Source organism: Microtetraspora malaysiensis (assembly GCF_001528665.1).
Classification (GTDB): Bacteria; Actinomycetota; Actinomycetes; order Streptosporangiales; family Streptosporangiaceae; genus Microtetraspora_A; species Microtetraspora_A malaysiensis.
The window spans coordinates 246,993-270,424 of the sequence record NZ_BBYJ01000011.1 but is presented as its reverse complement, the minus strand read 5'-3'; the positions used below and the strand labels follow the sequence as shown (position 1 = coordinate 270,424).

The following is a 23,432-nucleotide window of genomic DNA, read 5'->3' as shown; positions in this document are numbered from 1 at the left end:
GGCAGGTCGCGTCGGCGTTGGCGGTGGGGGTGGTGCCGGACGCGCCGGGGGTGTGTCTGGCGGAGGCGGAGGATCTGCTGTTCGCGCGTGACCGGCTGATTTCGGCGATCGCGGTGCGGGTGGAGCGGGTGCATGCCGCGGGTGAGGCCAGGCGGGCTGGTCATGCCTCGACGCGGTCGTGGTTGCGGGGGGCGGCGGGGATGAGTGTGGCCGGGGCGGGCCGGGTGCTGGCGTTGGCGACCGAGCTTGCCCGCCTGCCGACGGTGCGGGCGCGGTTCGCGCAGGGGAGCCTGGCTGAGGGTGCGGTGACGGCGATCTGTTCGGCGACCGCGCGGTTGACGGATGCGCAGGCGGCGTTGGCGGAGCCGATTCTGGTGGGGCTGGCGGATCAGGCGACTCCTGCGGAGATCGCGCGTGCGGGGCGGTATCTGCGTGCGGTGCTGGATCCGGACGGGGAAGCCGATGACGGCGAGGCGGATTATCGGGAGCGGTTTCTGTTGGTGCGGGAGAGCGCTTCGGGCGGGGTGGAGGGGGAGTTTCGGTTGCCTCGGGAGGCGGGGGCGCGGTTGCGGGCGTTGTTGGATGCGTATGCGAAGCCGCGGGTGGTGGGGGATGAGCGGCCGCTGCGGGTGCGGAACGCGGATGTGTTGATCGCGTTGTTGGAGCAGCAGATCGGTACCGAGTTGCTGGTGTTGATCAACGCCGAGTCCCTTCCCGATGACCCTCCCGCTTCTTCACCGGGCGAGACGTCCGGCTTCTCATCAGCGGGAACGCCCACGGCTTCGCGGCCGGAGGCGTCCGGTCCTGGGCGAGGCGAGCCGTCCGCCCCCACACGTTCCAAGACATCCGGCCCTTCGCGCAGTGAGGTGTCCGATTCCGGTCCGGATGGAACGCCCACGCCTTCGCGGTCTGAGGCATCGGATCCCACACGATCCAAGACATCCGCCTGTTCGCCAGCCGGAACATCCACCTTCTCGGGTGGGCAGGCGTCTGCCGCTTCGTCAGCCGACGCGTCCGGCTCACCGGACGGCAGCGCTCACGATGGCGTGCGGCGTGATCGCCCTGCCCGGGACAATGAGCGACTCGGCCAGAGCGATCAAGACGACACGAGCCGCGAGCAGGACACCCGCAGCAACGGGCAACCCGACCAGAGCACTGGTCGCGACGCAGGGCATCGCCGGGAAACTCACGACGGCGGGCGGCGAGATGAAGGCACTCGGCGCGACGCGGACGGACGTGGCCAGAGAGCACCTGGCCAGGGCACTCGCGACGGCGGGCAGCATGGTCGGAGCGCTGGACGCGACGCGGACGGACGCGGTCAGAGAGCGGAGCGCGGTCAGGGAACGGGCGGCCAGGACACCCGGGCCGATAGACCGAACGATCGGCCTGCCCGCGATGGCGAACAGCGCAAACAAGGACCGGGACACGCATGGGGACCGGCACAGGCACGGGGCCAAGCGCGGGGACCGGAACAGGCACAGGAACAGGCACAGGAACAGGCACAGAGCCAGAGCCAGGGACGGGGGCGGGGTGCAGGCTGGGCGACGCCCGGCGGGCTCATCTCAGGACGCACGCTGCCCGGGCTGCTGCTCGCCACCGGACAGCTTCTGCCCGTCACCGACATTCACCGTCTCGCCCAGACCTCCGGCCTCACCCGCCTGGTCATGGACGCCGACGGCTGCGTCCTCGACGTCGGACGCACCGCCCGCCGCGCCACCCGACGACAACGCCGCGCCATCCTCACCCGCTACACCCACTGCATGGTCGACCACTGCCCCATGCCCGCCCACCTCTGCCAGATCGACCACATCACCAACTGGTCCGATGGCGGCACCACCGACCTGGACAACCTCGGACCCACCTGCCAGTTCCACAACCGCGACCGCTACCGCAACCCCGCCCACTACCAACTCCACCAGGTCGGCAAGAACCGCTGGGGATTCACCTACACCAGCCCCCGAAACCAGCGAAACTGAACCCCCGCGCAGCCACCGTCCACCGACGGGGCCCAGGCACCTGAACGACGGCGTTCAACACGCCCCCGGCACTCCCCGGCACTCCCTCGACGGTCAGACATGCCCGGCGCGGCGATACTCAGGCAACCCCGGCCGCGAGCAAACGGCCCGGCAGCCGTCCCACCGGCTCGTTGTGCCGCCCCGCCAGGGTGCCCCTCGATCAGGCCATCCTGACGAGCCTGACGGCGGGGGAAGGTGCCGGTAGTCCTGCCGACAGCGATCCGGCCGCGCTCAAGAAGCCGCCGCGGCGACGGCGGTACGTCTGTGGCCCGGCGACGCTCAGGCAACCCCGGCCGCGAGCAAACGGCCCCGGCGGCCGCCCGGGCGGGTTGTGAGGGGTCCGGTGTGGACCGCGAATACGTCACCGAGCAGGGCGAGTTGTACCTTGGGGCTCGAACTTGGGCTCGAGCGGCCAGGTCCAGCCGAAAAGATCGACGGACCGTGCCGACGCATGCTTGCCCAACGGGCACGGCGGTGGTTACGGCCACGCCCCGCTCGAGGTGAAGGCCGGTGAGCGGGTGCGGACCCGGACCGTCGCGGCCGCGTCGAGCGATGGCGGCATCGTGCTCCACGGCTCGGCGCGCCATAGGGCCGCGCCATAAGGACATGGTGAACAAGGAAGGCGTCCCAACGTTGCGACAGGGTGATCCCCGAGGGGCGCAGGCGCTCGACCTCGCCCCTGCCCAGAACGGTTCGGTCGAGCTGCCCCTTCTCCGGCCCGCCATCAATCCGATCGCGGACCACGACATGCGCCACGTCAAGGCTGTCCCGCACGGCGTTTCGCGGGTGAGCGCGCTATGACCTGGTGGTCGGTAGTCCGCTTCCTGCACGTGCTGACGGCCGCGTTGTGGGTGGGCGGCCAGCTCACCGTCTCTCTCGTCGTCCTGCCACTGGCCCGGCGCCTGCTGGACGCGGAACAGCGCGCAACCGTGCTGAACGCGGTGGGGCGCCGGTTCGGCGTGTTCACGGCCGCGGTGTTCCTGCCGGTCCAGATCGGCACCGGCGTGGCCATGGCCTGGCGCAAGGGCGTCACCTGGGCCTCGCTCATGGAACCCGGCTACGGCCAGATCCTGGCAGCCAAGCTGGCGCTCTTCTGCGCCGTGATGGCGGCCGCGGGCGCGCACGGTGTGGCCTCGGCCAAGGGACGGCCCCGCCTGGCACGTGTCCTGGCGGTGGCCTCCCTGGTCGGCTCGGTCGGGATCATCGTGTTCGCCGCCGCGCTCCCCTCGACCTGATTCCCCCACGTGGATCTGACTCCCCCACGCCCGCCACGTTTACCGCTGACCAGGAAGTCCGGCGCCCTCACAGAGCGCTCCGCAGCGAGTGAGGGCGCTACGCCGCCCAGCGCGAGGCCGGGGTCGGTCGGCGGCGATCCCCACCTCGACTGCCGGACGTAAGCAGCCGAGGTGCAGGGTAGGCGACCGGCAAGCCGACCTCGGGGGTGTGGTCGGAGCTGATCGCGCGCTCCGGTGGGCCTTCGCGGCGTGCCTCACTGGGCCGGCCTTATGCGGCGTCCTTCGCGTCGCGCCCTCACTGGCCTCGCTGCCCCATTGCCGCGTGCCTCACTTGGCCGGCTTATGTGGCGTTCCTTGCCTGGGGCCGTTATGGGTGGCGGATCCGCGGCGTGGCACGACCCCGTTCACCCAGATCAGCGGCGTCCCTCGTACGGTGCCGTACGCGAGTGTCGGATCACTCGACGCGAAGCCCGTCCGGGCGCATGAGTCTGAGCTGGACCGGCAGGCTGGCGAGGGTCACGAGCGCGACCACACCGGCGCCGGCGGCCACGGTCACGAACAGCTGTGTCAGGCTGACGTGGAGCGGGAAGCCCAGCATCGCCAGCAGCGCCACTCCGAGTGCGGTGCCGGCCAGCACGGCGGGGACGAGTCCGAGCACGACCGGCACCGCCATCTGCCACAGCGTGGCCCGAGTCAGTGCGCCGCGCTTCGCGCCGAAGGCGGTCAGCGCGGCCAGCAGGGCGCGCCGTTCCCTGAGCTGGTCCAGCATCGTCGCGAGCATGCTCGTCCCGATCAGCAGCAGGAGCGCGACCGTGCCGACGAGGGTGCCCCGCAGGATCCCCGAGAACTTGCTGTCCACCTTGACTTCGCGGATGCCGTAGACGGCCATCATGGGGCTGACCTGAGCCGCGGTATTGCGGACCAGCTCTCCGATGTCCGGGCGGGTCTGGTCGAGGTCGATGAAGTACTGCAGCCGCAGCGGCTTCGCCGCCAGGGCGGGTACGGCGGCGGGTGTGGCGAGGATCGTCCGGTTCCATGTGGAGCCGTCCGGCAGGGTCCGCGCCTTCACCTGGGTGGCCGTCGCCGGGATGGTCCAGCCGGTCCCTAGGGCGGTGACGCGCGCGCCGGGGCGCGGCGGCTCGGCGGGGTCTACGGTGTCGCGTTCGGCCCGGGCGCCTTCCACGATGAAGGTGTCACCGGAGCGGCATCGGGAGAGCCGGGCCAGCTCGCGCAGCTCCGCGCAGGAGCCCACGACCAGCGAGGAGTAGTCGTCGGTGTCCGGGAGCTCGACATCGGTGTAGGCGACGCTCGTGACGGAGCGCACGCCGGGGGTCGCGGAGAGCCGTCCCGAGATCTCCCGGGCTCGGGCCGGCGTCGCGCCTTCGTCGAGCGCGGCGGTCACCTGGGCGCGGCTGAGGTCCGCGCCGGTCGCGTCGGTGAAGGCCGACTCCATCCCGGCGACGAACGTCTGCAGGGCGATGGCTCCGGCGACGGCCACCGCGACTCCGCTGACGAGGCGGGCGGCGGACGCGCTGTCCATCTGGATCCGGCGGATGGCGAGCTGCCAGGAAAGGCCACCGCCGCCGAGCCGCCGTACGACCGCCTCCACCAGCCACGGCAGCAGCGTCGCCACCCCCATGAGCATGAGCACCGCGCCGCCGCCCACCTGGACGCGGGCGAGCTGTCCGTCGGTGTCCACCAGCCCGGCGAGCATCGGGGCGAGGAGGGCCAGGCCCGCGACGGATGGCAGCAGCCGCCACCACAGCCGGCGTCGCCCCTGTCCGGCGCGGCGCACCACGCCGAGCGGTTCGATGGCGACCTTGCGCAGCACACCCAGGGCGACCCCGACGGCCAGCGCCGGGACGGCGACGGCGATCAGCGCCGTCAGCGGGAGGCTGGGCCGTACGTCCGCGGGGAAGGCGCTGATGTCCCACAGCGTGAACCGGTCGACCAGCTGCCGCCCGGCGAGGAAGATCACGGCGCCGACGCCGAGCCCCAGCAGGCCGCCCGCCAGCGCCTCCCCCGCGGCGAACCGCCGGGTCATCGCCAGGTCGGCCCCCATAAGGCGGAGCGCGGCGAGCCGGCGGTCGCGTGACTCGCCGCCGAAGCGGACGGCGGCCGCGATGAAGATCGCCACCGGCGCCAGCAGCACCACGAAGGCGACGACGGCCATCAGGATGAGCCGCGGATCGGGCCCCGGGCCCGGGGAGGGATCGCCGAAGGCGGCCAGCCGCCGCACGCCCGCCTTCCCATCAAGCTGGTCGCCGCCCGCGTAGTACGCGAACTCGCCCGGCCCGGCCAGGCCCTCGTCCGCGATGCGGCCCACGACACGGTAGTCGAGCCTGGCCCGCAGCAGAGCGCCTCCCGGCTCGGCCAGCAGCTCGTCCAGCGCGGGTGACACCACCATCTCCCCCGCCTTGGGCAGCGCGGACACACCGGGTGGCGTGGGAGCGGTGGCACTTAGCGGCTGCAGCAGGCGCCCCCGGATCGTGACGCCGCGGAACTCGGTGTCGGTCATCACGACCAGCAGGATGCCGTCGGGGAGGTCCGGACCCTGGCCGTCGTCCACGCGGGCGGCGACCCGCGTGTCCCTCGCCTCCAGGAGGTTCGGCACGGACGCGGCCAGCAGCAGGAAGGCGACGCCCAGGCCGACGGCCGTCGCGGTCAGCGCCACCCGGGTCCACCCGGTGACGCCGCCCCGGCAGGCGAGCCGTACGCCGAAGGCGAGCTGGCGCAGCCATGACGCGCTCATCGGGCCGACCCCGCGCTCGTACGGATCCTGCCGTCGCGCACGACGATCTCGCGGTGAGAGTAGGCGGCGACGGACGGCTCGTGGGTCACCAGCACGACGGCGGTCCTCGACTGCTCGGCGCACTCGGTGAGCAGCCGCATCACCATCTCGCCGTTGAGTGAGTCGAGCGCGCCGGTCGGCTCGTCGGCGAACACCACGCTGGGCTCGGTGACCAGCGCCCGCGCGATCGCGACCCGCTGCCCCTGCCCGCCGGACGCCTGGCCGGGGCGCTTCCCGGCCACGTCGGCGACGTCGAGCCGCTCCAGCCAGTACGCGGCCCGCCGCTCTGCCTCCTTGCGCCGGACGCCCTCCATCCGCAGCGGCAGCGCCACGTTCTCCAGGCAGGTCAGCTCGGGGACGAGCTGGCCGAACTGGAAGACGAACCCGAACTCGCCGCGGCGCAGTGCGCTGCGCTCGGCGTCGGACGCGGCGATCAGGTCCCGGTCGCGGTAGCGCAGCTCTCCGGAGTCGGGGCGGACGATCCCGGCCAGGCAGTGCATCAGCGTCGACTTGCCCGACCCCGACGGGCCCATCACCGCCAGAATCTCGCCGGCCCGCACGTCCAGGCTCACCCCGTCGAGGGCCCGGGTCGTGCCGTACGCCTTGGACAGGTCGCGGGCGGTGAGCAGCGGAGCGTCGCCGGTCACGACCGGACCTCCTCGGCCAGCCGGTCCAGCCGGGCGCTGGTCAGCTCAAGCCAGCGCAGGTCGGCCTCCAGGTGGAAGATGGCGTGGTCGCAGATGAGCGCGTCCGCCAGGTCGCCACGAGTCTTGCGCCGGGTCAGGGTGCGCATCAGGTCGAGGTGGGCCGCGCGCTGGGCGTCGAGGACCGCCGCCGCGTCCCGGCCGGTCAGCAGCGCGAGCACCACCTTGGTGTAGAGGGTGCTGTGCAGGTAGAGCGCGGGGCTTTCCGGCTGGGACAGCCACTCCTCCACGTCTGTGACGCCGGCGGTCGTGATGGCGTACCGCTTGCGCTCCGGACCGCCGCCGTGCTCGACCGCGTCGACCTCGACCAGACCGTTCTTCAGCAGGCGCGCGAGCGTGGCGTACACCTGCCCGTAGTGCAGCGGGCGGTCCTGGCCGAACTGTGCGTCGAACTCCTGCTTGAGGTCGTATCCGTGCCGGGGGCCGCGCTCCAGTAGCGCCAGCAACGTGTGGGAGAGTGACATGACCACGACTATACACGCTCTCTATACACACTATGTATAGAGAGAAGTCGCAGGTCAGGGGAATCTGGCCGCTCGGGCCCGCGTGCCGATGGCCGTCGGATCACGTCTGCGGGCCCGGTCCGTCACCGCCAGCGGTGTGCCGACGAGACGGTTCTTGGCCGCCGACTCGGCGCCCCGATGGGGGGTGGGACTGGAGACCGACTCAGGCCGGAGGGAGTGGATGGGAAACCGAGCCGGACCGGTTGGGTGAGGGCTGGAGACGCAAGTCAGCCCGCAGGGGGAAAGACGACGGGGGCGACCCCGTCCCGTGACCGGATTCACCGGCCGGGAAGGAGCCGCCCCCGCGTGGTGCTCAGGCCAGGGCAGGCTCGGCCGATCCGCCCGCCTTACGGGCGGGCGCGTCGTCGAGGGGCTGCGGCGGGGCCGTGAAGACGGCCTCGTCGAGGCGGTTCTCCGAGCGGCCGACCAGGACGGGGACGACCATCTGGCCCGCGACGTTGGTGGCGGTGCGGATCATGTCGAGGATCGGGTCGATGGCGAGCAGCAGGCCCACGCCTTCCAGGGGAAGACCGAGCGTGCTCAGGGTGAGGGTCAGCATCACGATGGCGCCGGTCAGACCGGCGGTCGCGGCGGAGCCGACCACGGAGACGAACGCGATCAGCAGGTAGTCGCCGATGCCCAGCTGGACGCCGAACACCTGCGCCACGAAGATCGCGGCGAGCGCGGGGTAGATCGCCGCGCAGCCGTCCATCTTGGTGGTGGCGCCGAACGGCACCGCGAAGGAGGCGTAGTCGCGGTCCACGCCGAGCCGCTCGGTGGTGACGCGCTGGGTGAGCGGCATGGTGCCGACGGACGAACGGGAGACGAAGCCCAGCTCGATCGCGGGCCAGGCGTTGCGGTAGAAGGTGACCGGGCTGACCTTGCCCACGAAGGCGAGCAGCACCGGGTAGATCACCAGCAGCACGATGAAGCAGCCGGCGTAGACTCCGGCGCTGAACTTCGCCAGCGGGGCCAGCAGGTCCCAGCCGTAGGTGGCGACGGACTTCCCGATCAGACCGGCGGTGCCGATCGGGGCCAGGCGGATGACCCACCACAGGGCCTTCTGCACCAGCTCCAGGACCGACCGGCTGAGGTTCAGGAACGGCTCGGCCTTCTCGCCGACCGCCATGGCCGCCGCGCCGAGGACCACGCCGATGAAGACGATCTGCAGGACCTTGAGCTCGGTGAACGCGGTGACGATGTTGGTCGGGACGATGCCGGTCAGGAAGTCGAGCCAGGTGCCGGCGCCTTCGAGGTCGACGGCCTTGGCGCCCTCGGTCGCGATGGTCACGCCCTGGCCGGGGTTGATCGCCAGACCGAGGCCGATGCCGGCCGCCACGGCGATCAGCGAAGTGACCATGAACCAGAGCAGGGTCTTGCCGGCGAGCCTGGCGGCTCCGTTGACGTTGCGGAGGTTGGCGACGCTGACGACGACCGCGGTGAACACCAGCGGCGGCACGGCGAGTTTGAGGAGCTGGACGAAGATCTTACCGACCTGGGTCAGGGTGTCGGTCAGCCAGCCGACCTCTGCGGAGCGGGCGACGAGCCCGAGGACGACGCCGACGAGGAGGCCCAGCAACAACTGCAGGGAGAACGAGAACTTCTTCACGAACGAGACTCCGGGAAGAGGGCGCGCCGAAACTCAGACGGCGCGCGGGTGAGGTGGGGGAAAGGTGGAGAAAGTGGAAAAGTCGAGCGCGGGGTCAGCGACAGAGATCGCCGTTGACGCGGCACAGATCGACGTGCAACCGCTCGACGAGCAACACGACGACCACCGAGAACCTCACGAGCCGCTCCAACACGACGCACATAGGTCTTATTCCAGGTTTATCTGTGATGTACCTCACAAGGCGCAGATTTCGGATACAACCGACCCCCTCCGCGTCCCGCAGAGGGCCGTCGCGGCAGGCTGGAACCCATGAGCGACGATGTGACTTCCTTCGACCGATGGCGCGTGACGGCGGGCGAGCCCGCCTTCAGCGAATGGCTGCGCTCCTCCAGCGAGCCGGACTGGACCGCCGTGGTGACCCATCCGTTCGCCGCGGCGATCACGCGCGGCGAGGCCGACATGCGGCACTACCTCGCGCAGGACTTCCAGTTCGTGGACGCCTTCACCGCGCTGCTCGGCGCCGCCGTGGCGAGCGCCGACTCGTTCGAGGCCCGGGTACCCATCGGCCGGTTCCTCGGCCTGACCGTGGCCGACACCGAGCGCGGCTACTTCCATCGCGCGCTGGCCGCGCTCGGCGTGAACTTCGCCGCGCCGACGCCGGAGCCGGTGACGGCGGACTTCCGCGCCCTCATGGACGAGGCGCGCTCCAGCGCGGACTACCCGCTGATCATCGCGGTGCTCTGCGTCGCGGAGTGGACCTATCTCGGCTGGGCGAGCCGGGCCGCCGACCCGCTTCCGGAGAACTTCGTCCACCGCGAGTGGATCGAGCTGCACGAGGGCCCGGAGTTCCGCGCCTGGGTGGGGTTCCTCCGGGGTGAGCTGGACCGCCTGGGCCCCGGCCTGCCCGAGGCGGAGCAGCGGCGGGTCCTCGACGTCTTCCGCCGCACCACCCACCTGGAGCGGCGCTTCTTCGACATGGCCGCGGGGACGTCCGGCCAGGCCTGCCCATAGCCGCCCGGTAGCCGTTCGTAGCCGTCCACGCCACGGGCAGCCCGGGCCCGCACGCAGCCGGCCCGGGTGCCCACATCACCCTTGGGCCCGTCGCGGCCTTGCGCATACCCTGCCCGCCCATGGTATTAACTCGTACATCAGTGTTCGAATTAATGAGGATGCCATGGCACACAGCTCTCCCGCCTCCCCCGCCTCCCCGGTTTCTCCCGCCGGCCGTCCCGAGCCGCCCGACCCCCGCCGCTGGCGGGCGCTGGCGCTGCTCGGCGTCGCCCAGCTCATGCTCATCCTCGATGTCACCGTGGTGAACGTCGCCCTGCCTGACATCGGCGCCGACCTCGGCCTGGGGCGGGCCACCCTCACCTGGGTCGTCACCGCGTACACGCTGTTCTTCGGCGGGCTGATGCTGCTCGGCGGCCGGCTGGCCGACGTGTTCGGCGCCCGCCGCCTGATGCTCGCCGGTCTCGGGATCTTCGTCCTCGCCTCGCTGGCGTCCGGCCTCGCGAACGACGCCGCCGCGCTCGTCGGCGGACGCGTCGGCCAGGGCCTCGGCGCCGCGCTGCTGTCCCCGGCCGCGCTGGCCACCGTCACCACCGCCTTCCACGGCGCCGAACGCACCAAGGCGCTCGGCGTATGGGCCGCCCTCGGCGGGGCGGGCTCGGCCGTCGGCGTACTCCTCGGCGGAGCGCTGACCGCGGGGCCCGGCTGGCGCTGGATCTTCTTCATCAACGTCCCGGTCGGCGTGGCCGTGCTCGTCGCGCTGCCCCTCTTCGTCCGGGGCGGCGCCGCGCGTCCCGGCCCGCGGCGCGTCGACCTGCCCGGAGCGCTGCTCGTCACCGCCGCCACCGCGTCCCTGATCTACGGCCTGGTCAACGCCGGCGACGCAGGCTGGGGCGACACGGTCACGCTCGCGGCCGCGGCGGCCGCGGCCGTCCTGTACGCGGTGTTCGGCGTCGTGGAGCGGGCGGTGCGCACCCCGCTCATGCGGGTGCGGCTGCTCGCCCAGCGGCCGGTCCTGTCCGGGGCCTTCCTGATGCTGGTCGCCACCGGAATGCTGATCGGGCTCTTCTTCCTCGGCTCCTTCTACCTGCAGCGCCACCAGGGGTACAGCGCGCTGGTGACCGGCCTGCTGTTCCTGCCGGTGGCCGTCGGCACAGGCCTCGGCGCCCACCTGGGCAGCCGCCTGGTGGACCGCCTGGGCGGGCGGATCCCCGCGGCGATCGGCCTGGCCCTGGCCGCCGCCGGCACCGGCCTGGTCGCCCTGCTCGCCGTCACCCCGGCCGTCATGGTGACGGGACTGGCCGTCGCCTCGATCGGGCTCGGAGCGGTCTTCGTCTCGGGGACCACCACCGCGCTCGCGCTGGCCGCTCCCGAGGAGTCGGGGCTCGCCTCCGGCGTCGTCAACACCTTCCACGAGCTTGGCGGCGCGGTCGGCGTCGCCGTGGTGTCCAGCCTCGCCGCGCCCAGCCTGATCGGCCCTGTGCTCACCGGGTTCAGCACCGCGTTCACGTCCTGGGCGGTCATCGGCGCGGTCGCCGCGCTGGTCGCCCTGGCCCTGCTGCCGCCGGGCCGCCTGCCCGCGTTCGACGGCCCCCGCGTTCACTGACGGGAGGGGCACTAGGCTCGTTGCGTCCGGCACGCGGCTCCGCGGACCTCGCGGACGCGCCTGGCACCGTCGCCGGCCCTCCGGCGGGCGACGCACCGTACCCGGCCGCGGGCATGCCGCCGTGCCCGCGGCTCCGAAGCGAGCAGGAGATCACGTCCATGACGCCTCCCCGGCAGCCCCGGCCCGCCCGGCGCGCCGACGCCGAGCGCAACATCGCGGCGATCGTCACGGCGGCGCTCGACCTGCTCGCCAAGGATCCCGACGCGAGCACCGCCGACATCGCCAAGGCCGCCGGGGTGGGACGGGTCACCCTTTACGGGCACTTCCCCACCCGGGAGGCGCTCGTGGAAGCGGTGCTCGAACGCGCGGTCGCCCTCGCGGAGGCCGCCCTCGACGACCCGGCGTACGAGGAGCTGCCCGCGCAGGAGGCCATGAGCCGGCTCATCGCCTCAGCCTGGGAGATCCTCGACGGGAGCCGCCGGCTGCGGACCGCCGCCGACCGCGTCCTGCCCGCCGAACGCATCCGCCACCACCATGACGGCGCGCTCGCCCACGTCGAGCGGCTCATCCGCCGCGGCCGGGACGAGGGGGTCTTCCGTACGGACCTGCCGCTGAGCTGGCTGGTCACGCATTTCTACGCCACGCTGCACAGCGCGGCCGAGGAGGTGGAGGCGGGGCGGCTCGACCGCGCCGACGCGGCCCGCGTGCTCGACGCGACCCTGCGCTCGGTGCTCGCGGCGGGCCAGTAGCCGTCGTCGGGCGGCCGTCCAGCCCGGCACGCCAAACATCGGCCGGTCTTGGACCGGGTTTTACCGCCGGCTCGCTAGCGTCGGAGGTGTGGGTGAGCAGGAGACCGCCGCCAGACCGGACGCCGCGGACCGCCTCTTCGAGGCGATCAACGCCCATGACCTGGACGCGGTGACACGCTGCTACACCCCGCAGGCGGTGGCGGTGACCCCCGAGATCGTCGCCGAGGGCCGGGAGCAGATCGCCTCCTATCACGCCCATATGTGGCAGGGGTTCCCCGGCGTGAAGCTGGCCGTCATGGGAAAGGCGGTGTTCGGCGATCTCATCGTGATCGAGGCGCTCGGCGCTGCCACCCACAGCGGCCCCTACCTGGGCCTCGGCGGCGACGTGCTCCAGGCGACGGGCCGGCGGGTCAGCATCCGCTCCTGCTGGCTCTTCACCATCGAGGACGACCTCATCGCCTCCGAGCGCCTCTACTACGACCAGTTGCAGATATTCACCCAGCTTGGGCTCACCCTGTCCGACGGCGGCGGGCCGCTCCCCTAGCCGACCGGCCCGCTGACCTACCGGGGCCGGTACACGTACGGCGTGGTGGTGGTCAGCGGCACGAAGCCGAGCCGCAGCAGGATCGGCCGGCTCTGGTCGGACGCGTCCACCTGGAGGTAGCGGCAGCCGCGCTCGGCCGCGAGCCGGGCGCGGAAGGCGACCAGGGCCCGGTAGAGGCCGCGGCCGCGCCACTCCGGCACGGTGCCGCCGCTCCAGAGGCCGGCGAAGTCCGTGCCGGGGTAGATCTCCATGCGCGCCGCGCTGACCGGCACGTCTCCGGCCATGGCGACGACGGCGGCGGCCGTCTCGGGAGCTTCGGCGAACCGGGCGAGGAAGCCGGCGATGATCTCGGGCCGGTCCTCGCCGAAGGCCGACCGGTGGACCTCGGCCATCAGCTTCGCCGAGGCGGCGTCGGTGACCGGCCGCAGGCGGATGCCGTCCGGGAGATCGACGGCGGTTGACACGTCGGTGACCTCGGCCACCATCACGGTCTCCTCCGGCTCGGGCGCGAACCCGGCCGCGCGCAGCCGCGCGGGAAGGTCGACCGGCCGGTCGTGCGCGTACAGCTTCCACTCGAACTCGCGCCCGGCGGCGGTGAAACGGCGCACCTGGGCGGCGATCGCGGCGTCGGCGCCAGCCTCGTCCAGGTCCGACCAGAGCACGCCGTTCCAGTCCTCGCCGGAGCCGACCTGCCGGACCACCCCGTCGGCCCGCTCGATCAGCGCTCCGGCGTTGTCGGGCCGGGCGTCCTGTCTCATCTGGCGGTCGAACAGCGCCAGCACCATGTCTCGATTCATCCGCACACCCCACCAGCCGCGCCCCACGTCCGGCAACCGGATTTCCCGGGGATCTGACGCCTCCCGATCTCATCGAGAAAAGGTGACGAAAAGACGACAGAAGGTGTCGGGTATCCGCGACATCATGCGTGACCGGACACAGAAGACAGCGCGGAATGAAGCGCGGAATGAAGCACGGAATGAAGCACGGACGAAAGGATGGACACCCATGTCAGGACCACTGGCCGGCAAGGTCGCCCTGGTCGCGGGGGCGACGCGGGGCGCGGGACGGGGGATCGCGGTCGAGCTCGGGGCGGCCGGGGCCACCGTCTACGTGACCGGCCGCACCACCAGGGAGCGGCGCTCGGAGTACGACCGCCCCGAGACCATCGAGGACACCGCCGACCTCGTCACCGCCGCCGGCGGCCGGGGCGTCGCCGTACCCGTCGACCACCTGGTCCCGGACGAGGTCCGGGCGCTGGAGGAGCGGATCGACGCCGAGCAGGGACGGCTGGACGTCCTGGTCAACGACATCTGGGGCGGTGAGCTGCTGTTCGAGTGGGGCACCCCGGTGTGGGAACACGACCTCGACAAGGGATTGCGGCTGCTCCGGCTCGCCGTCGACACCCACGCGATCACCAGCCACCACGCGCTGCCGCTACTGCTGCGCCGGCCCGGCGGCCTGGTGGTGGAGATGACCGACGGCACCGCCGAATACAACCGGAACACCTACCGGAACTCGTTCTTCTACGACATCGCCAAGACCGCCGTGCTGCGCATGGGGTTCGCGCTCGGCCACGAGCTGGGCCCGCGCGGCGCGACCGCCGTGACGCTCACCCCCGGGTGGATGCGTTCGGAGATCATGCTCGACCACTTCGGCGTCACCGAGGAGAACTGGCGGGACGCGCTCGAACGGGAGCCGCACTTCGGCATCTCCGAGACGCCGCGGTACGTGGGACGCGCGGTCGCGGCGCTGGCCTCCGATCCGGACGTCGCGCGCTGGAACGGGCAGTCGCTCTCCAGCGGCGGGCTGGCCCAGGTGTACGGCTTCACCGACCTCGACGGCAGCCGCCCGGACGCCTGGCGGTACATCACGGAGGTCCAGGACGCCGGCAAGCCCGCCGACGCGACCGGCTACCGCTGACCCGATGCCCTCGGCCCGCTCACCGTGGTCACGGCCGGTAGAGGTCGACGGTGCGGCGGGCCGCCTGGGCGATCCGCTCGCGCAGTTCGGGCGGGTCGAGCACCTCGGCGTCCGGCCCGAGCCGCAGGATCTGGTCGTAGGCGACCTCCTGCGACTCCACCGGCAGCCGGACCGTGACCAGGCCCCGATCGTCCGGCTCACCCGTCGCGGCGAGCGCCTGCGACGCCGCGACGGGTTCCAGCACCCGGGGCAGGCGCGCCACGCCCAGCCGGCTGAGCCGTACGGTGACGTGCTCGCGCAGCAGCGACCGGGCGAACTCGGCGGACTTCTCCTCCCAGAAGGCGGCGAGGTCGAAGTCCGCGTCGCGGGCGAAGCGCTCCTCGCCCGCCTCCGCGGCCTCGAAGCGGTCCACCCGGTAGGTGCGGAACCGCCCGTCGTCCGCGCGGGCGACGAGATACCAGTTCCCGGCCTTCAGGACGAGCCCGTACGGTTCCACCGTGTGCTCGCGGACGGCGCCGCCGCGCGCGTGCCGCGCCCGCAGGACGCGGTCCTCCCACACCGCGCGCGCGACGGCGCCGAGAAGTGCGGGCGGGCGCGCGGTCTTGAACCACGCGGGCGCGTCCAGGTGGAACCGCTGGACGACGGTGCCGGGGGCGTCGCCGAGGGCGGCGGCCACCTTGAGCCGGGCGGCGAGCGCCCGCCCGGCCAGCCCCATCTCGTGCAGCGGGCCGGGCAGCCCGGCCAGGAGCAGCACCTCCGCCTCGGCCCGCTCCAGCCCGGTCAGCCGGGTCCGGTAGCCGTCCACCAGGCGGTATCCCCCGCCCCGCCCCCGCTCGGCGTACACGGGCACGCCCGCCTCGGTCAGCGCGGCGACGTCACGCTGCACGGTGCGTTCGGACACCTCCAGCTCCGCCGCCAGCTCGGCGGCCGTCATCGCGCGCCGCGTCTGCAGCAACAGCAGCAGGGACAGGACCCGGGCAGCGCGCACCCCTCACTCCTCACGTTCGGCGTCCGACGGGGACGGCGCGGGCGCCCCGGCCGATCTCGGCGCGAGCGCCTCCCTGTCGTTCACCGTCCATCTTCGCGTGAAATGGAGCCTCCGAAGCCCGCCCGCCATCCCCCTCCCGGACGGCCGCCATGCCCGACACCCCCTCATCACGCCTGACGGCTCGGCGCCGCGAGGAACCCGGATGATTCACGGGGGTCGCCCCGGTAGAGGGTGCTTTCCCCCGGCGACCTGCGGCGGCCGGACCGCGAGGGTGTCCGCGCGTACAGCCGAAGGCGACTAGCCTGGCCCATCTCGGGGCAGCCGAGCCTTCGGGCGAGGCGGAACAGGAGTGGCGTGCTGCGGCGGGTGATCATCGTGATGGCGGGGGCGCTTGCCCTGCTTCTCGGGGGGCACGGGCTCCTGCCGGATCTGAACGGGTTCACGCCCGTGCTGGAGAGCCTCCTTCCCTGGCTGGGCCTCGGCGTCCCCATCCTGCTCGTCGGCGCGCTCGTCAGCCGTTCCGGCAAGGCGGCCCTGGCCGTGCTGCTGCTCCCGGGGCTGGTGTGGGCCGTCATGTTCGGCCCCGACCTGCTGCGCACCGCGCCCGGCGGCCCGAGCGACCTGTTCGTCGCCACGCTCAACGTCGGCGTGGTCAACAACAACTCGGGGCGGGCCGTACGCGCGGTGGCCAAGGACCGCGACCTGTTCGCGGCGCAGGAGCTGACCCCGGGCGGGCCGGCGGCCAGGGAGCTCGACCAGATCTTTCCGTACAAGGCGCAGGTCAGCACCATCGGGCTGTGGAGCCGGCACCCGATCGTGGAGCAGCGCCGGGTGGACATCGGCCTGGCGTGGACCCGCGCGCTGCGCGCCGTGGTCAAGACGCCGAAGGGCAAACTGACCGTCTACGTCATGCACCTGGCCTCGGCGCGCCCCGGGGCGACGGCCAAGCGCGACGACACCCTCGACCACGCCCGCCGCCTCATCGACCGTGACCCGAGCGAGCACCTGCTGCTCCTCGGCGACCTCAACACCGCCACCACCGACCGCAAGCGCTCTGACCTGGTGCCCCCGCTGCTCGACGCCCAGCAGGAGGCGGGCGGCGGCTTCGGGTTCACCTGGCCGTCGTCGTTCCCGATCACCCGGCCCGACCACATCCTCTACCGCGGGCTCACCGCGACCAGCGCGGGCGTGGAGGAGGCCGCCGGCAGCGACCACCGCGCGGCCGTCGCCACCCTGCGCCTGAAGTGACCCGCTCGCGGCACTGGCTTCGTACGGCGGGCTCAGGTGCGGTGCAGGTGCGCGAGGGTCTGCCGCAGCTCGGCCTCCAGCACCGCGCCGGCCGCGTCGGCGTCGCCGCGCGTGACGGCGTCCACCAGGGCGGCATGGGCCGCGTCGCCGTGGTCGGGGTCGTCGTCGCGCAGGCCAAGCAGCCGCACCAGATCGATGAGCCCCTGCCGCAGCGCGGGGACGAACTCCGCGAACAGGTCCACGAGCACGGGGTTGCCCGCCGCTGCGACAACGGCGGCGTGCAAGGCGATGTCGGCGTCGACGAAGGCCGCGTCGTCCCCGCTCGCGGCGGCCCGGCGCGCGTCGAGCGCGGCGGCCAGCGCCGCGACGTCGGCGTCGGTGCGGCGGACCGCGGCGAGGCGGGCGGCCTGCACCTCGACCATCATCCGCACCTCGTAGACGTCACCGATCGCGGAGCGGCGCAGCCGGGCGGGCCAGTCCTCGGCGGGCTCGGTCGCGATGACGAAGACGCCCGACCCCTGGCGCGCCTGGACGAGCCCGGCCCCGGCGAGCGCCCGCAGCGCCTCCCGGACCGTGGACCGGCCGACGCCCAGCGTCTTGGCCAGGGCGTTCTCCCCGGGGAGCCGGGTGCCGACCGGCCAGTGCCCGCCGGTGATCTGCTCGCGCAGGTGCTGGGTGGCCTGGTCGACCAGCGGGCTGGGGCGCAGCGTCCCGAGCGCCATCCGTGTTCACCTCTCAGCTTGTCTGAGGACCTGTGGTGTGGTTAGTGTACTCGCCATGACGCTGCGTGGCCTCCTTCTCGGCTGCCGCGGCGGGGCCTGACGCGACCGGCACCCCGCCGCGGCGCCCGCTCGTGCCGGTCAATACCGACCCCGCCACCAGCGAGGAGACCATCCGCGATGACCGATTCCCCACCAGTTCCTTTCCCAGTTCCCCCGCCGGCGGCTCTGCCGCCGTCCGGGCGTTCCCCACGCTGCGCACCCCGGACGGCCCCATCCCCGCCGGCGCACCGGCCTGGAACCCGCAGCGTGCCGGCGCGATGCCGTACCACCGCTACCGGCCGGCACACGAACGCGTCCACGTCGCGCTGGAAGACGACCGCCGCTGGCCGTCCCGGCGCCTCGACCGGGCCCCGCTGTGGGTGCCGGTCGACCTGCGCGACGGCAACCAGGCACTGGCCGAGCCGATGGACCCCGCGCGCAAGCGGAGGATGTTCGACCTGATGCTCGCCATGGGCTTCAAGGAGATCGAGGTCGGCTACCCGTCGGCCAGTCGCACGGACTACGACTTCGTCCGGCACCTGGCCGAGTCGGACTCCGTACCCGCCGACGTGACCATCGTGGTCTTCACCGCCGCCCGCGCGGAACTGATCGAGCAGACCTTCGCCTCCATCGAGGGCCTGCCGCGCGTGGTCGTCCACCTGTACACCGCGACCGCCCCCACCTGGCGCGACGTCGTCCTCGGACATGACCGCGCCGACCTGCGCGCCCTCATCCACCGCGCCGCCGAGCTGATGGCGCGGCTCGCCGACGCCCGTCCCGGGCCGCCGGTGCGGTTCGAGTTCTCCCCCGAGGTCTTCAACCTCACCGAGCCGGACTACGTTCTGGAGGTCTGCAACGGGCTGACCGCCCTGTGGGACGCCTCCCCCGACCGGCCGGTGATCCACAACCTGCCCGCCACCGTCGAGATCGCCACCCCGAACGTCTACGCCGACCAGATCGAGTACATGCACCGCCACCTGGACCGGCGCGGCTCGGTGATCCTCTCGGTCCACCCGCACAACGACCGAGGCACCGGCGTCGCCTGTGCCGAGCTCGCCCTGCTCGCCGGGGCCCAGCGCGTCGAGGGCTGCCTTTTCGGCAACGGCGAGCGTACCGGCAACGTCGACCTGGTCACCCTCGCCCTCAACCTCCACTCCCAGGGGGTGGACCCGATGCTCGACTTCGGCGACATCGACGAGATCAGGCGGACCGTCGAGCACTGCAACCGGCTCCCGGTCCCCGACCGGCACCCGTACGCGGGCGACCTGGTCTACACCGCCTTCTCCGGGACGCACCAGGACGCCATCAAGAAGGGCCTGGCCCACCATGAACGGCGCGCCGCCGAACTGGGCGTGCCCGCCGCGCGGGCCCCGTGGGAGGTGCCGTACCTGCCGATCGACCCGGCCGACGTGGGCCGCGACTACCAGGCGGTCATCCGGGTCAACAGCCAGTCGGGCAAGGGCGGCATCGCGTACCTGCTGCAGACCCACCACGGGCTGGACCTGCCGCGCCGCCTGCAGATCGACTTCTCCGCGGTGGTGCAGCGCGCGACCGACGACGGCGGCCACGAGGTCACCGCCAAGGACCTGTGGGAGATCTTCCACACCACCTATCTCGCCCCGGGCGAGGACGGCCGGCTGGCACTCGCGTCCTGGGCCACGGCCGAGACCGCACCGGGCCGGCACGAGTTCACCGGCACGCTGGTCGCCGACGGACGCGAGAGCGAGCTGCGCGGCGCCGGCAACGGCCCCCTGTCCGCCCTCGCCGACGCGCTCGCGTCCGCCGGCGTCGCGATCGACATCCTCCAGTACGCCGAACACGCGACGGGGACGGGACCGGACAGCCCGGCCGTCGCGTACGTGGAGTGCCGGACCGGCGGCGTCACACGCTGGGGAGCCGGGCGGGACACCTCCGTCCTGACCGCGTCGGTGCGGGCGGTGCTGGCCGCCGTCAACCGCGCCCGCTGAGCCGGCCCCCGCCGCCCGGCTTGCCGGCGGTCACTGGTCGCGCTGGTGGTGGCGCACGACCCGGGCGAGCAGCCCGGCGAGCTGGCCCCGCTCCTCGGCGGAAAGGGGGGCGAGCAGCACGTCCTGCACCTCCGCCAGCACGCCGTCGAGCCGCCGGAGCTGCCGCAACCCGGCCGCGGTGATCGTGATGATGTTCCTGCGCCGGTCGCTGGGATCGGGGGCGCGTTCGAGCAGCCTCCGGTCCGCCAGCTCGTTGATCATCGAGACCATGTCGCTGCGGTCGACGCCGCACCGGCGGCCGAGCACCGCCTGGCTGGCCGGGCCGAACTCCTCCAGTGCCGCGAGCAGCCGGTAATGGTAGGTGCGCACCTCCGCCGTGGCGAGCCCCTCGGAGACCATGCGATGGGCATGGGTCGCGGTCTGCGTTATCAGCCAGCTCGGCGTGTTCATCAGCCGTGAGGGGGCGGCTGCGTCGGCCGTCTCGTCCACCATCCGGGGAGTCTAGCGGCGGCTCTCCCGCCCCATCGTCAGACGGGCCCCGCTCGCGAGGACCCCGCGTCCATACGCGGCCGCGCAGGTCCACGCCCCGGCCGCCGTGGCCCGCTGACGTCGGCGCGCCCGGTCCCGAAACCCGCGTATCGATGGACCGGAAGGGTATGACTCGGTAAGCTCCCGGGTATGACCAAGAAGATCACGATCTCGCTGCCCGACGATCTGGCCGCGGAAGCGCAGGCGTCCGGCAACGCCTCCGCGTACATCGCGGACGCCCTGCGCCAGCGCCGCCGCGTCGAGCAGGATCTCGCGATCATGGACGACCTGTGGGGCGCCGGCTGGCAGGACGGCATCACCGACGAGGAGCGCGCCCGCGCGGCCCGCCTCCTCACCGGAGACGCCGAGGCAGACGCGGCGTGACCGAGGCGATCCCCCCGGCCGGGCACGTCACCGGCCACGTGCTCGACCTCGACGCCCTCGTCCACCTGATCGAGGGCAAAAGCATGTACGGCAGGGAGGTCGTGCGGCAGTCCTCGGCGTACGGCGTCACCCTGCTCGTCCCGCCGCTCGCCGTCCAGGTCCTCTCCCTCGGCCCCGCCGCTCCCCGGCTGGAGCGCTTCCTGCGCATGTCGGTGGTCGTGGTCGGCGCGCTCTCCCCCGACGACGCGGCCGCCGCCGCCCCGATCACGACCGCGATCCGCGTCAACCTGCACCGCAACCGGCCGGGATCCGGCGAGGAGGGGCTGTCGGAGGTCCTCGTGGCCGCGCACGCCGCCGTCTACGCCGCCCGGCGCGGATGGCGGATCCTCACCACGACCCCCTTCCTCTACGACGGACTGGACGTTCGGCTGGAGATCCTTCCCTGACCTGCCCGGATGTGGGGTGTGGTGGTGCTTGACCCGGAACAGTTGCGTTCCCGCCGACGGAGGTCAGGGCGCGGCCGGCCAGGTGAGCGCCTGCGTCGCGGGTTGTCGCATCCAGGTTCGCTCTCCGAGCAGTGCCATCGCGGCCGGTAGCAGCACGCCGCGGACCACGGTCGCGTCGATGAGGATGGCGACCGCCATGCCCAGTCCCAGCATCTTGTACTCGATGGCGGACAGCGTCACGAAGACCGTGAAGACGCCGATCATGATGAACGCCGCGCCGCTGACGACCCCGGCACTGCCCGCGATGCCACCGACGATCGCCTCGCGGGCGGAGGCCCCGCCGAGCCGGCGTTCCTTGATCCGGCTGAGGATGAAGATGTGGTAGTCCATGCTCAGCCCGAACAGGATGACGAACATGAACAGCGGCAGCCAGCTCACCACCCCGCCATAGGAACCGAACCCCAGCAGCGACTCCAGATGACCGTCCTGGAAGACCCAGACCAATACCCCGCACGCCGCACCGATGGACAGCAGGTTGAGCAGGATCGACACCAGCGGGATCGTCCACGACCTGAACGTCACGGCGAGTAGCACGAACGCCAGGGCGAGGACGAAGGCGACCACGATCGGGGTCCGGTCGTTCACCTGCACGGCGAAGTCGTGGGGCGTGGCGGTCTTGCCCGTCACAGCGTAGGAGACGCCGGCCACCTGCCCGAACGTCGCGGGCAGCGCCCGCTCGCGCAGCATCGCCAGCGCCCGATCGGCCACCGGGTCGGTGACAGCCCCGGCCAGCGGTACGCGCACCACCATCGCCTGGCCGACCGGGACGGCGGTGATCGGTTCGAGCAGTAGGCCGCCGCTGGAGACTGCCTGCCGGTGCAGCCCTTCGATCGCGGCGCGCACCTGCTGGGTGTCGGCCGAGCCGCCGTCCCCGCGTGCGAGGACCACGCGGGCAGCCGTCGCCGCGCCGGGAAATTCGCGCTGCATCGCGGTCGCGGCGTCCACCGCCGGGGAGATGCCGGGCGGCAGGCTGGCGGTCACGGCCGCGTCCTGGAGTCGGATGCCGAGTACGGGCAGCGCCAGCACCAGCAGCACCATGCTCACGGCGGCCCCGCTCAGCACCGGTCTGGCGACCACAGCTCGGGCCACCCGCCCCCAGATGCGGGACTCGCCGGCCGCGATCCTGCGTCGGCCCAGCCAGGGGATGCGGGCCCAGTCCACCCGGCGCCCCAGAACGGCCAGCAGCGCGGGCAGCACCGTCAGCGAGCCGAGCACGGCCAGGCCGACGACCAGGACCGTGCCGGCGGTCAGGCCCTTGAAGACGTCCACACCGGTGAACAGCAGCCCGACCAGGCAGAGCATCACGGTCAGTCCAGAGGCCACGATCGCGTGCCCCGATGTCTCGGCGGTACGCCGCAGCGCCTCGCGCACGTCATGGCCCGCGGCGCGTTCCTCCCGGACCCGGCGCAGATAGAACAGCGAGTAGTCGATGCCGACGGCCATGCCGATCAGCAGCACGATGGCCGAGGCGGCGCCGTTGAACGGCACCCACTGCCCGATGAACCCCAGCAGTCCGAACGTGGCCGCCACGACGGTCGCCGATAGCAGTAGCGGAATCCCGGCGGCGATCAGCGAGCCGAACACGGCCAGCAGGATCACGATGGTCAGTGGCAGGGACGTCGTCTCGGCGCGTCCGAGGTCGTTCTTGATGCCCTCATCGATCGCACCGGACAGGCTGCGGTCGCCCGCCTGGCTGAAGCGCACCCCAGGATGGCGCCGCTGGGCCTGCTCCACGGCTGCGATGGCAGCGGCGTAGTTGTGGTCGAACCGTTCGTCTGGACCGGCCACCTCGAAGGTGACCAGCCCGGAACGACCGTCGCGCGACACCCAGCGCTCGCCGTGCGCCGCCAGCGGCGAGCCGATGTCCCGGACCGCCTCCGGTGTCCGGTGCAGCAAGGTCACCAGGTCTTTCGCGGCGGCGCGCAGCTTCGGGTCGTCGGAGAAGGGGCCTGTGCCATCACGCGACTGGATCAGCACGTTCTCCCGTACGGAGCTGCCGCTGCGCTGGGCGTCCACCATCTGCTGGGCGCGGCCTGCCTCACCAGGGTCGACGGCGCGCGCGTCGTCACCCGAGACCAGCGTGCTGGACAGCACGGCGACCAGGACCAACGCGACCCAACCGGCGATAGCCAGGGTGCGGTGCCGGACCGACCAGCCCGCGACGGCCGCGATCACGCCGGTCCTGGCCGTCGGGGGGCCGGGCGCCGTACTGGCGCGAGGGTCCGATTTGCTTTCGGGCAGCATGAACTGCTCTCCTCGTTCTTGGTGGAGTGTTCCTGTGGAACTCGCCTGCCGGCGAGGTGGTACGTCTCCCCGCTCCCGGGCCGTCGAGTTGCAGCTCGGCGGCCCGGAACCGTGTCTCGGGG

General features: G+C 72.5%; 22 protein-coding genes. 12 read left to right on the top strand and 10 right to left on the bottom strand.

All coding sequences use genetic code 11. The features are described from left to right. The 3 genes from AWQ71_RS41665 to AWQ71_RS16330 all read left to right on the top strand — a co-directional run. Positions 1-1,976 (top strand): DUF222 domain-containing protein (locus AWQ71_RS41665; RefSeq protein WP_157570380.1); only part of this gene is annotated, 1,976 nt, incomplete at its 5' end. A gap of 645 nt (positions 1,977-2,621) precedes the next feature. Continuing rightward, entirely contained in the window at positions 2,622-2,816 is a 195-nt protein-coding gene (locus AWQ71_RS41660) for a cupredoxin domain-containing protein (RefSeq protein ID WP_157570379.1), read from the top strand. Next, the gene (locus AWQ71_RS16330) at positions 2,813-3,250 is read left to right on the top strand and encodes a hypothetical protein (RefSeq protein ID WP_067133794.1); all 438 of its coding nucleotides are present in this window, start codon (positions 2,813-2,815) and stop codon (positions 3,248-3,250) included. Before AWQ71_RS41660 ends, AWQ71_RS16330 begins: the two co-directional genes overlap by 4 nt. 454 nt (positions 3,251-3,704) lie before the next feature. Here the strand turns inward: AWQ71_RS16330 and AWQ71_RS16325 are convergent, their stop codons facing one another. The 5 genes from AWQ71_RS16325 to AWQ71_RS44650 all read right to left on the bottom strand — a co-directional run bounded on the left by AWQ71_RS16325 (position 3,705) and on the right by AWQ71_RS44650 (position 9,059). Next, positions 3,705-6,002: an FtsX-like permease family protein gene (locus AWQ71_RS16325; RefSeq protein ID WP_067133791.1), complete on the bottom strand. Its 2,298-nt coding sequence runs from the start codon at positions 6,000-6,002 to the stop codon at positions 3,705-3,707. Beyond that, positions 5,999-6,688 (bottom strand): ABC transporter ATP-binding protein, encoded by a 690-nt coding sequence (locus AWQ71_RS16320; RefSeq protein WP_067133788.1) that lies wholly within the window; start codon positions 6,686-6,688, stop codon positions 5,999-6,001. The genes AWQ71_RS16325 and AWQ71_RS16320 overlap by 4 nt, the downstream gene beginning before the upstream one ends. Next, on the bottom strand, positions 6,685-7,209 hold the full coding sequence (locus AWQ71_RS16315; protein ID WP_067133913.1) for a PadR family transcriptional regulator: 525 nt from the start codon (positions 7,207-7,209) through the stop codon (positions 6,685-6,687). Before AWQ71_RS16315 ends, AWQ71_RS16320 begins: the two co-directional genes overlap by 4 nt. Positions 7,210-7,561: 352 nt before the next feature. Next, positions 7,562-8,857, bottom strand: coding sequence for a dicarboxylate/amino acid:cation symporter (locus AWQ71_RS16310; protein WP_067133785.1), 1,296 nt, complete (start codon positions 8,855-8,857; stop codon positions 7,562-7,564). Positions 8,858-8,951: 94 nt separating this feature from the next. Continuing rightward, entirely contained in the window at positions 8,952-9,059 is a 108-nt protein-coding gene (locus tag AWQ71_RS44650; RefSeq protein ID WP_369407201.1) for a putative leader peptide, read from the bottom strand. Between the two features lie 107 nt (positions 9,060-9,166). Between AWQ71_RS44650 and AWQ71_RS16305 the strand changes: the two genes are divergently transcribed. The 4 genes from AWQ71_RS16305 (at position 9,167) to AWQ71_RS16290 (ending at position 12,764) form a co-directional block, all read left to right on the top strand. Beyond that, entirely contained in the window at positions 9,167-9,868 is a 702-nt protein-coding gene (locus tag AWQ71_RS16305; RefSeq protein WP_067133782.1) for a TenA family protein, read from the top strand. A gap of 163 nt (positions 9,869-10,031) precedes the next feature. Continuing rightward, entirely contained in the window at positions 10,032-11,471 is a 1,440-nt protein-coding gene (locus AWQ71_RS16300; protein ID WP_067133779.1) for an MFS transporter, read from the top strand. Between the two features lie 158 nt (positions 11,472-11,629). Continuing rightward, complete coding sequence (locus tag AWQ71_RS16295; RefSeq protein WP_067133910.1) at positions 11,630-12,220, top strand: TetR/AcrR family transcriptional regulator; 591 nt, start codon at positions 11,630-11,632, stop codon at positions 12,218-12,220. An 88-nt stretch (positions 12,221-12,308) separates the two neighbouring features. Next, complete coding sequence (locus AWQ71_RS16290; RefSeq protein ID WP_067133776.1) at positions 12,309-12,764, top strand: ester cyclase; 456 nt, start codon at positions 12,309-12,311, stop codon at positions 12,762-12,764. A gap of 17 nt (positions 12,765-12,781) precedes the next feature. Here AWQ71_RS16290 and AWQ71_RS16285 read toward each other — a convergent pair whose 3' ends face one another. Further along, positions 12,782-13,561: a GNAT family N-acetyltransferase gene (locus AWQ71_RS16285; RefSeq protein ID WP_067133907.1), complete on the bottom strand. Its 780-nt coding sequence runs from the start codon at positions 13,559-13,561 to the stop codon at positions 12,782-12,784. Positions 13,562-13,769: 208 nt separating this feature from the next. Here AWQ71_RS16285 and AWQ71_RS16280 point away from each other — a divergent pair, with 208 nt between their 5' ends. After that, entirely contained in the window at positions 13,770-14,684 is a 915-nt protein-coding gene (locus AWQ71_RS16280) for an SDR family oxidoreductase (RefSeq protein WP_067133773.1), read from the top strand. 28 nt (positions 14,685-14,712) lie between these two features. On the opposite strand, the gene AWQ71_RS16275 is transcribed toward AWQ71_RS16280, so the two are convergent. Next, positions 14,713-15,672 (bottom strand): helix-turn-helix transcriptional regulator, encoded by a 960-nt coding sequence (locus AWQ71_RS16275; protein ID WP_067133769.1) that lies wholly within the window; start codon positions 15,670-15,672, stop codon positions 14,713-14,715. A 354-nt stretch (positions 15,673-16,026) separates the two neighbouring features. Here AWQ71_RS16275 and AWQ71_RS16270 point away from each other — a divergent pair, with 354 nt between their 5' ends. Next, on the top strand, positions 16,027-16,920 hold the full coding sequence (locus tag AWQ71_RS16270) for an endonuclease/exonuclease/phosphatase family protein (protein ID WP_084258936.1): 894 nt from the start codon (positions 16,027-16,029) through the stop codon (positions 16,918-16,920). A 32-nt stretch (positions 16,921-16,952) separates the two neighbouring features. Here the strand turns inward: AWQ71_RS16270 and AWQ71_RS16265 are convergent, their stop codons facing one another. After that, positions 16,953-17,642: a FadR/GntR family transcriptional regulator gene (locus AWQ71_RS16265; RefSeq protein WP_067133766.1), complete on the bottom strand. Its 690-nt coding sequence runs from the start codon at positions 17,640-17,642 to the stop codon at positions 16,953-16,955. A gap of 317 nt (positions 17,643-17,959) precedes the next feature. Here AWQ71_RS16265 and leuA point away from each other — a divergent pair, with 317 nt between their 5' ends. Beyond that, entirely contained in the window at positions 17,960-19,648 is a 1,689-nt protein-coding gene (gene leuA, locus AWQ71_RS16260; RefSeq protein WP_174550716.1) for a 2-isopropylmalate synthase, read from the top strand. A gap of 30 nt (positions 19,649-19,678) precedes the next feature. On the opposite strand, the gene AWQ71_RS16255 is transcribed toward leuA, so the two are convergent. After that, positions 19,679-20,140 (bottom strand): MarR family winged helix-turn-helix transcriptional regulator, encoded by a 462-nt coding sequence (locus AWQ71_RS16255; RefSeq protein WP_067133763.1) that lies wholly within the window; start codon positions 20,138-20,140, stop codon positions 19,679-19,681. Between the two features lie 186 nt (positions 20,141-20,326). Here AWQ71_RS16255 and AWQ71_RS16250 point away from each other — a divergent pair, with 186 nt between their 5' ends. Then, on the top strand, positions 20,327-20,560 hold the full coding sequence (locus AWQ71_RS16250; protein WP_067133760.1) for a hypothetical protein: 234 nt from the start codon (positions 20,327-20,329) through the stop codon (positions 20,558-20,560). Next, on the top strand, positions 20,557-21,006 hold the full coding sequence (locus AWQ71_RS16245; protein WP_067133756.1) for a hypothetical protein: 450 nt from the start codon (positions 20,557-20,559) through the stop codon (positions 21,004-21,006). Before AWQ71_RS16250 ends, AWQ71_RS16245 begins: the two co-directional genes overlap by 4 nt. A 63-nt stretch (positions 21,007-21,069) precedes the next feature. On the opposite strand, the gene AWQ71_RS16240 is transcribed toward AWQ71_RS16245, so the two are convergent. Further along, on the bottom strand, positions 21,070-23,310 hold the full coding sequence (locus AWQ71_RS16240) for an MMPL family transporter (RefSeq protein WP_084258935.1): 2,241 nt from the start codon (positions 23,308-23,310) through the stop codon (positions 21,070-21,072). Positions 23,311-23,432: the final 122 nt, after the last annotated feature.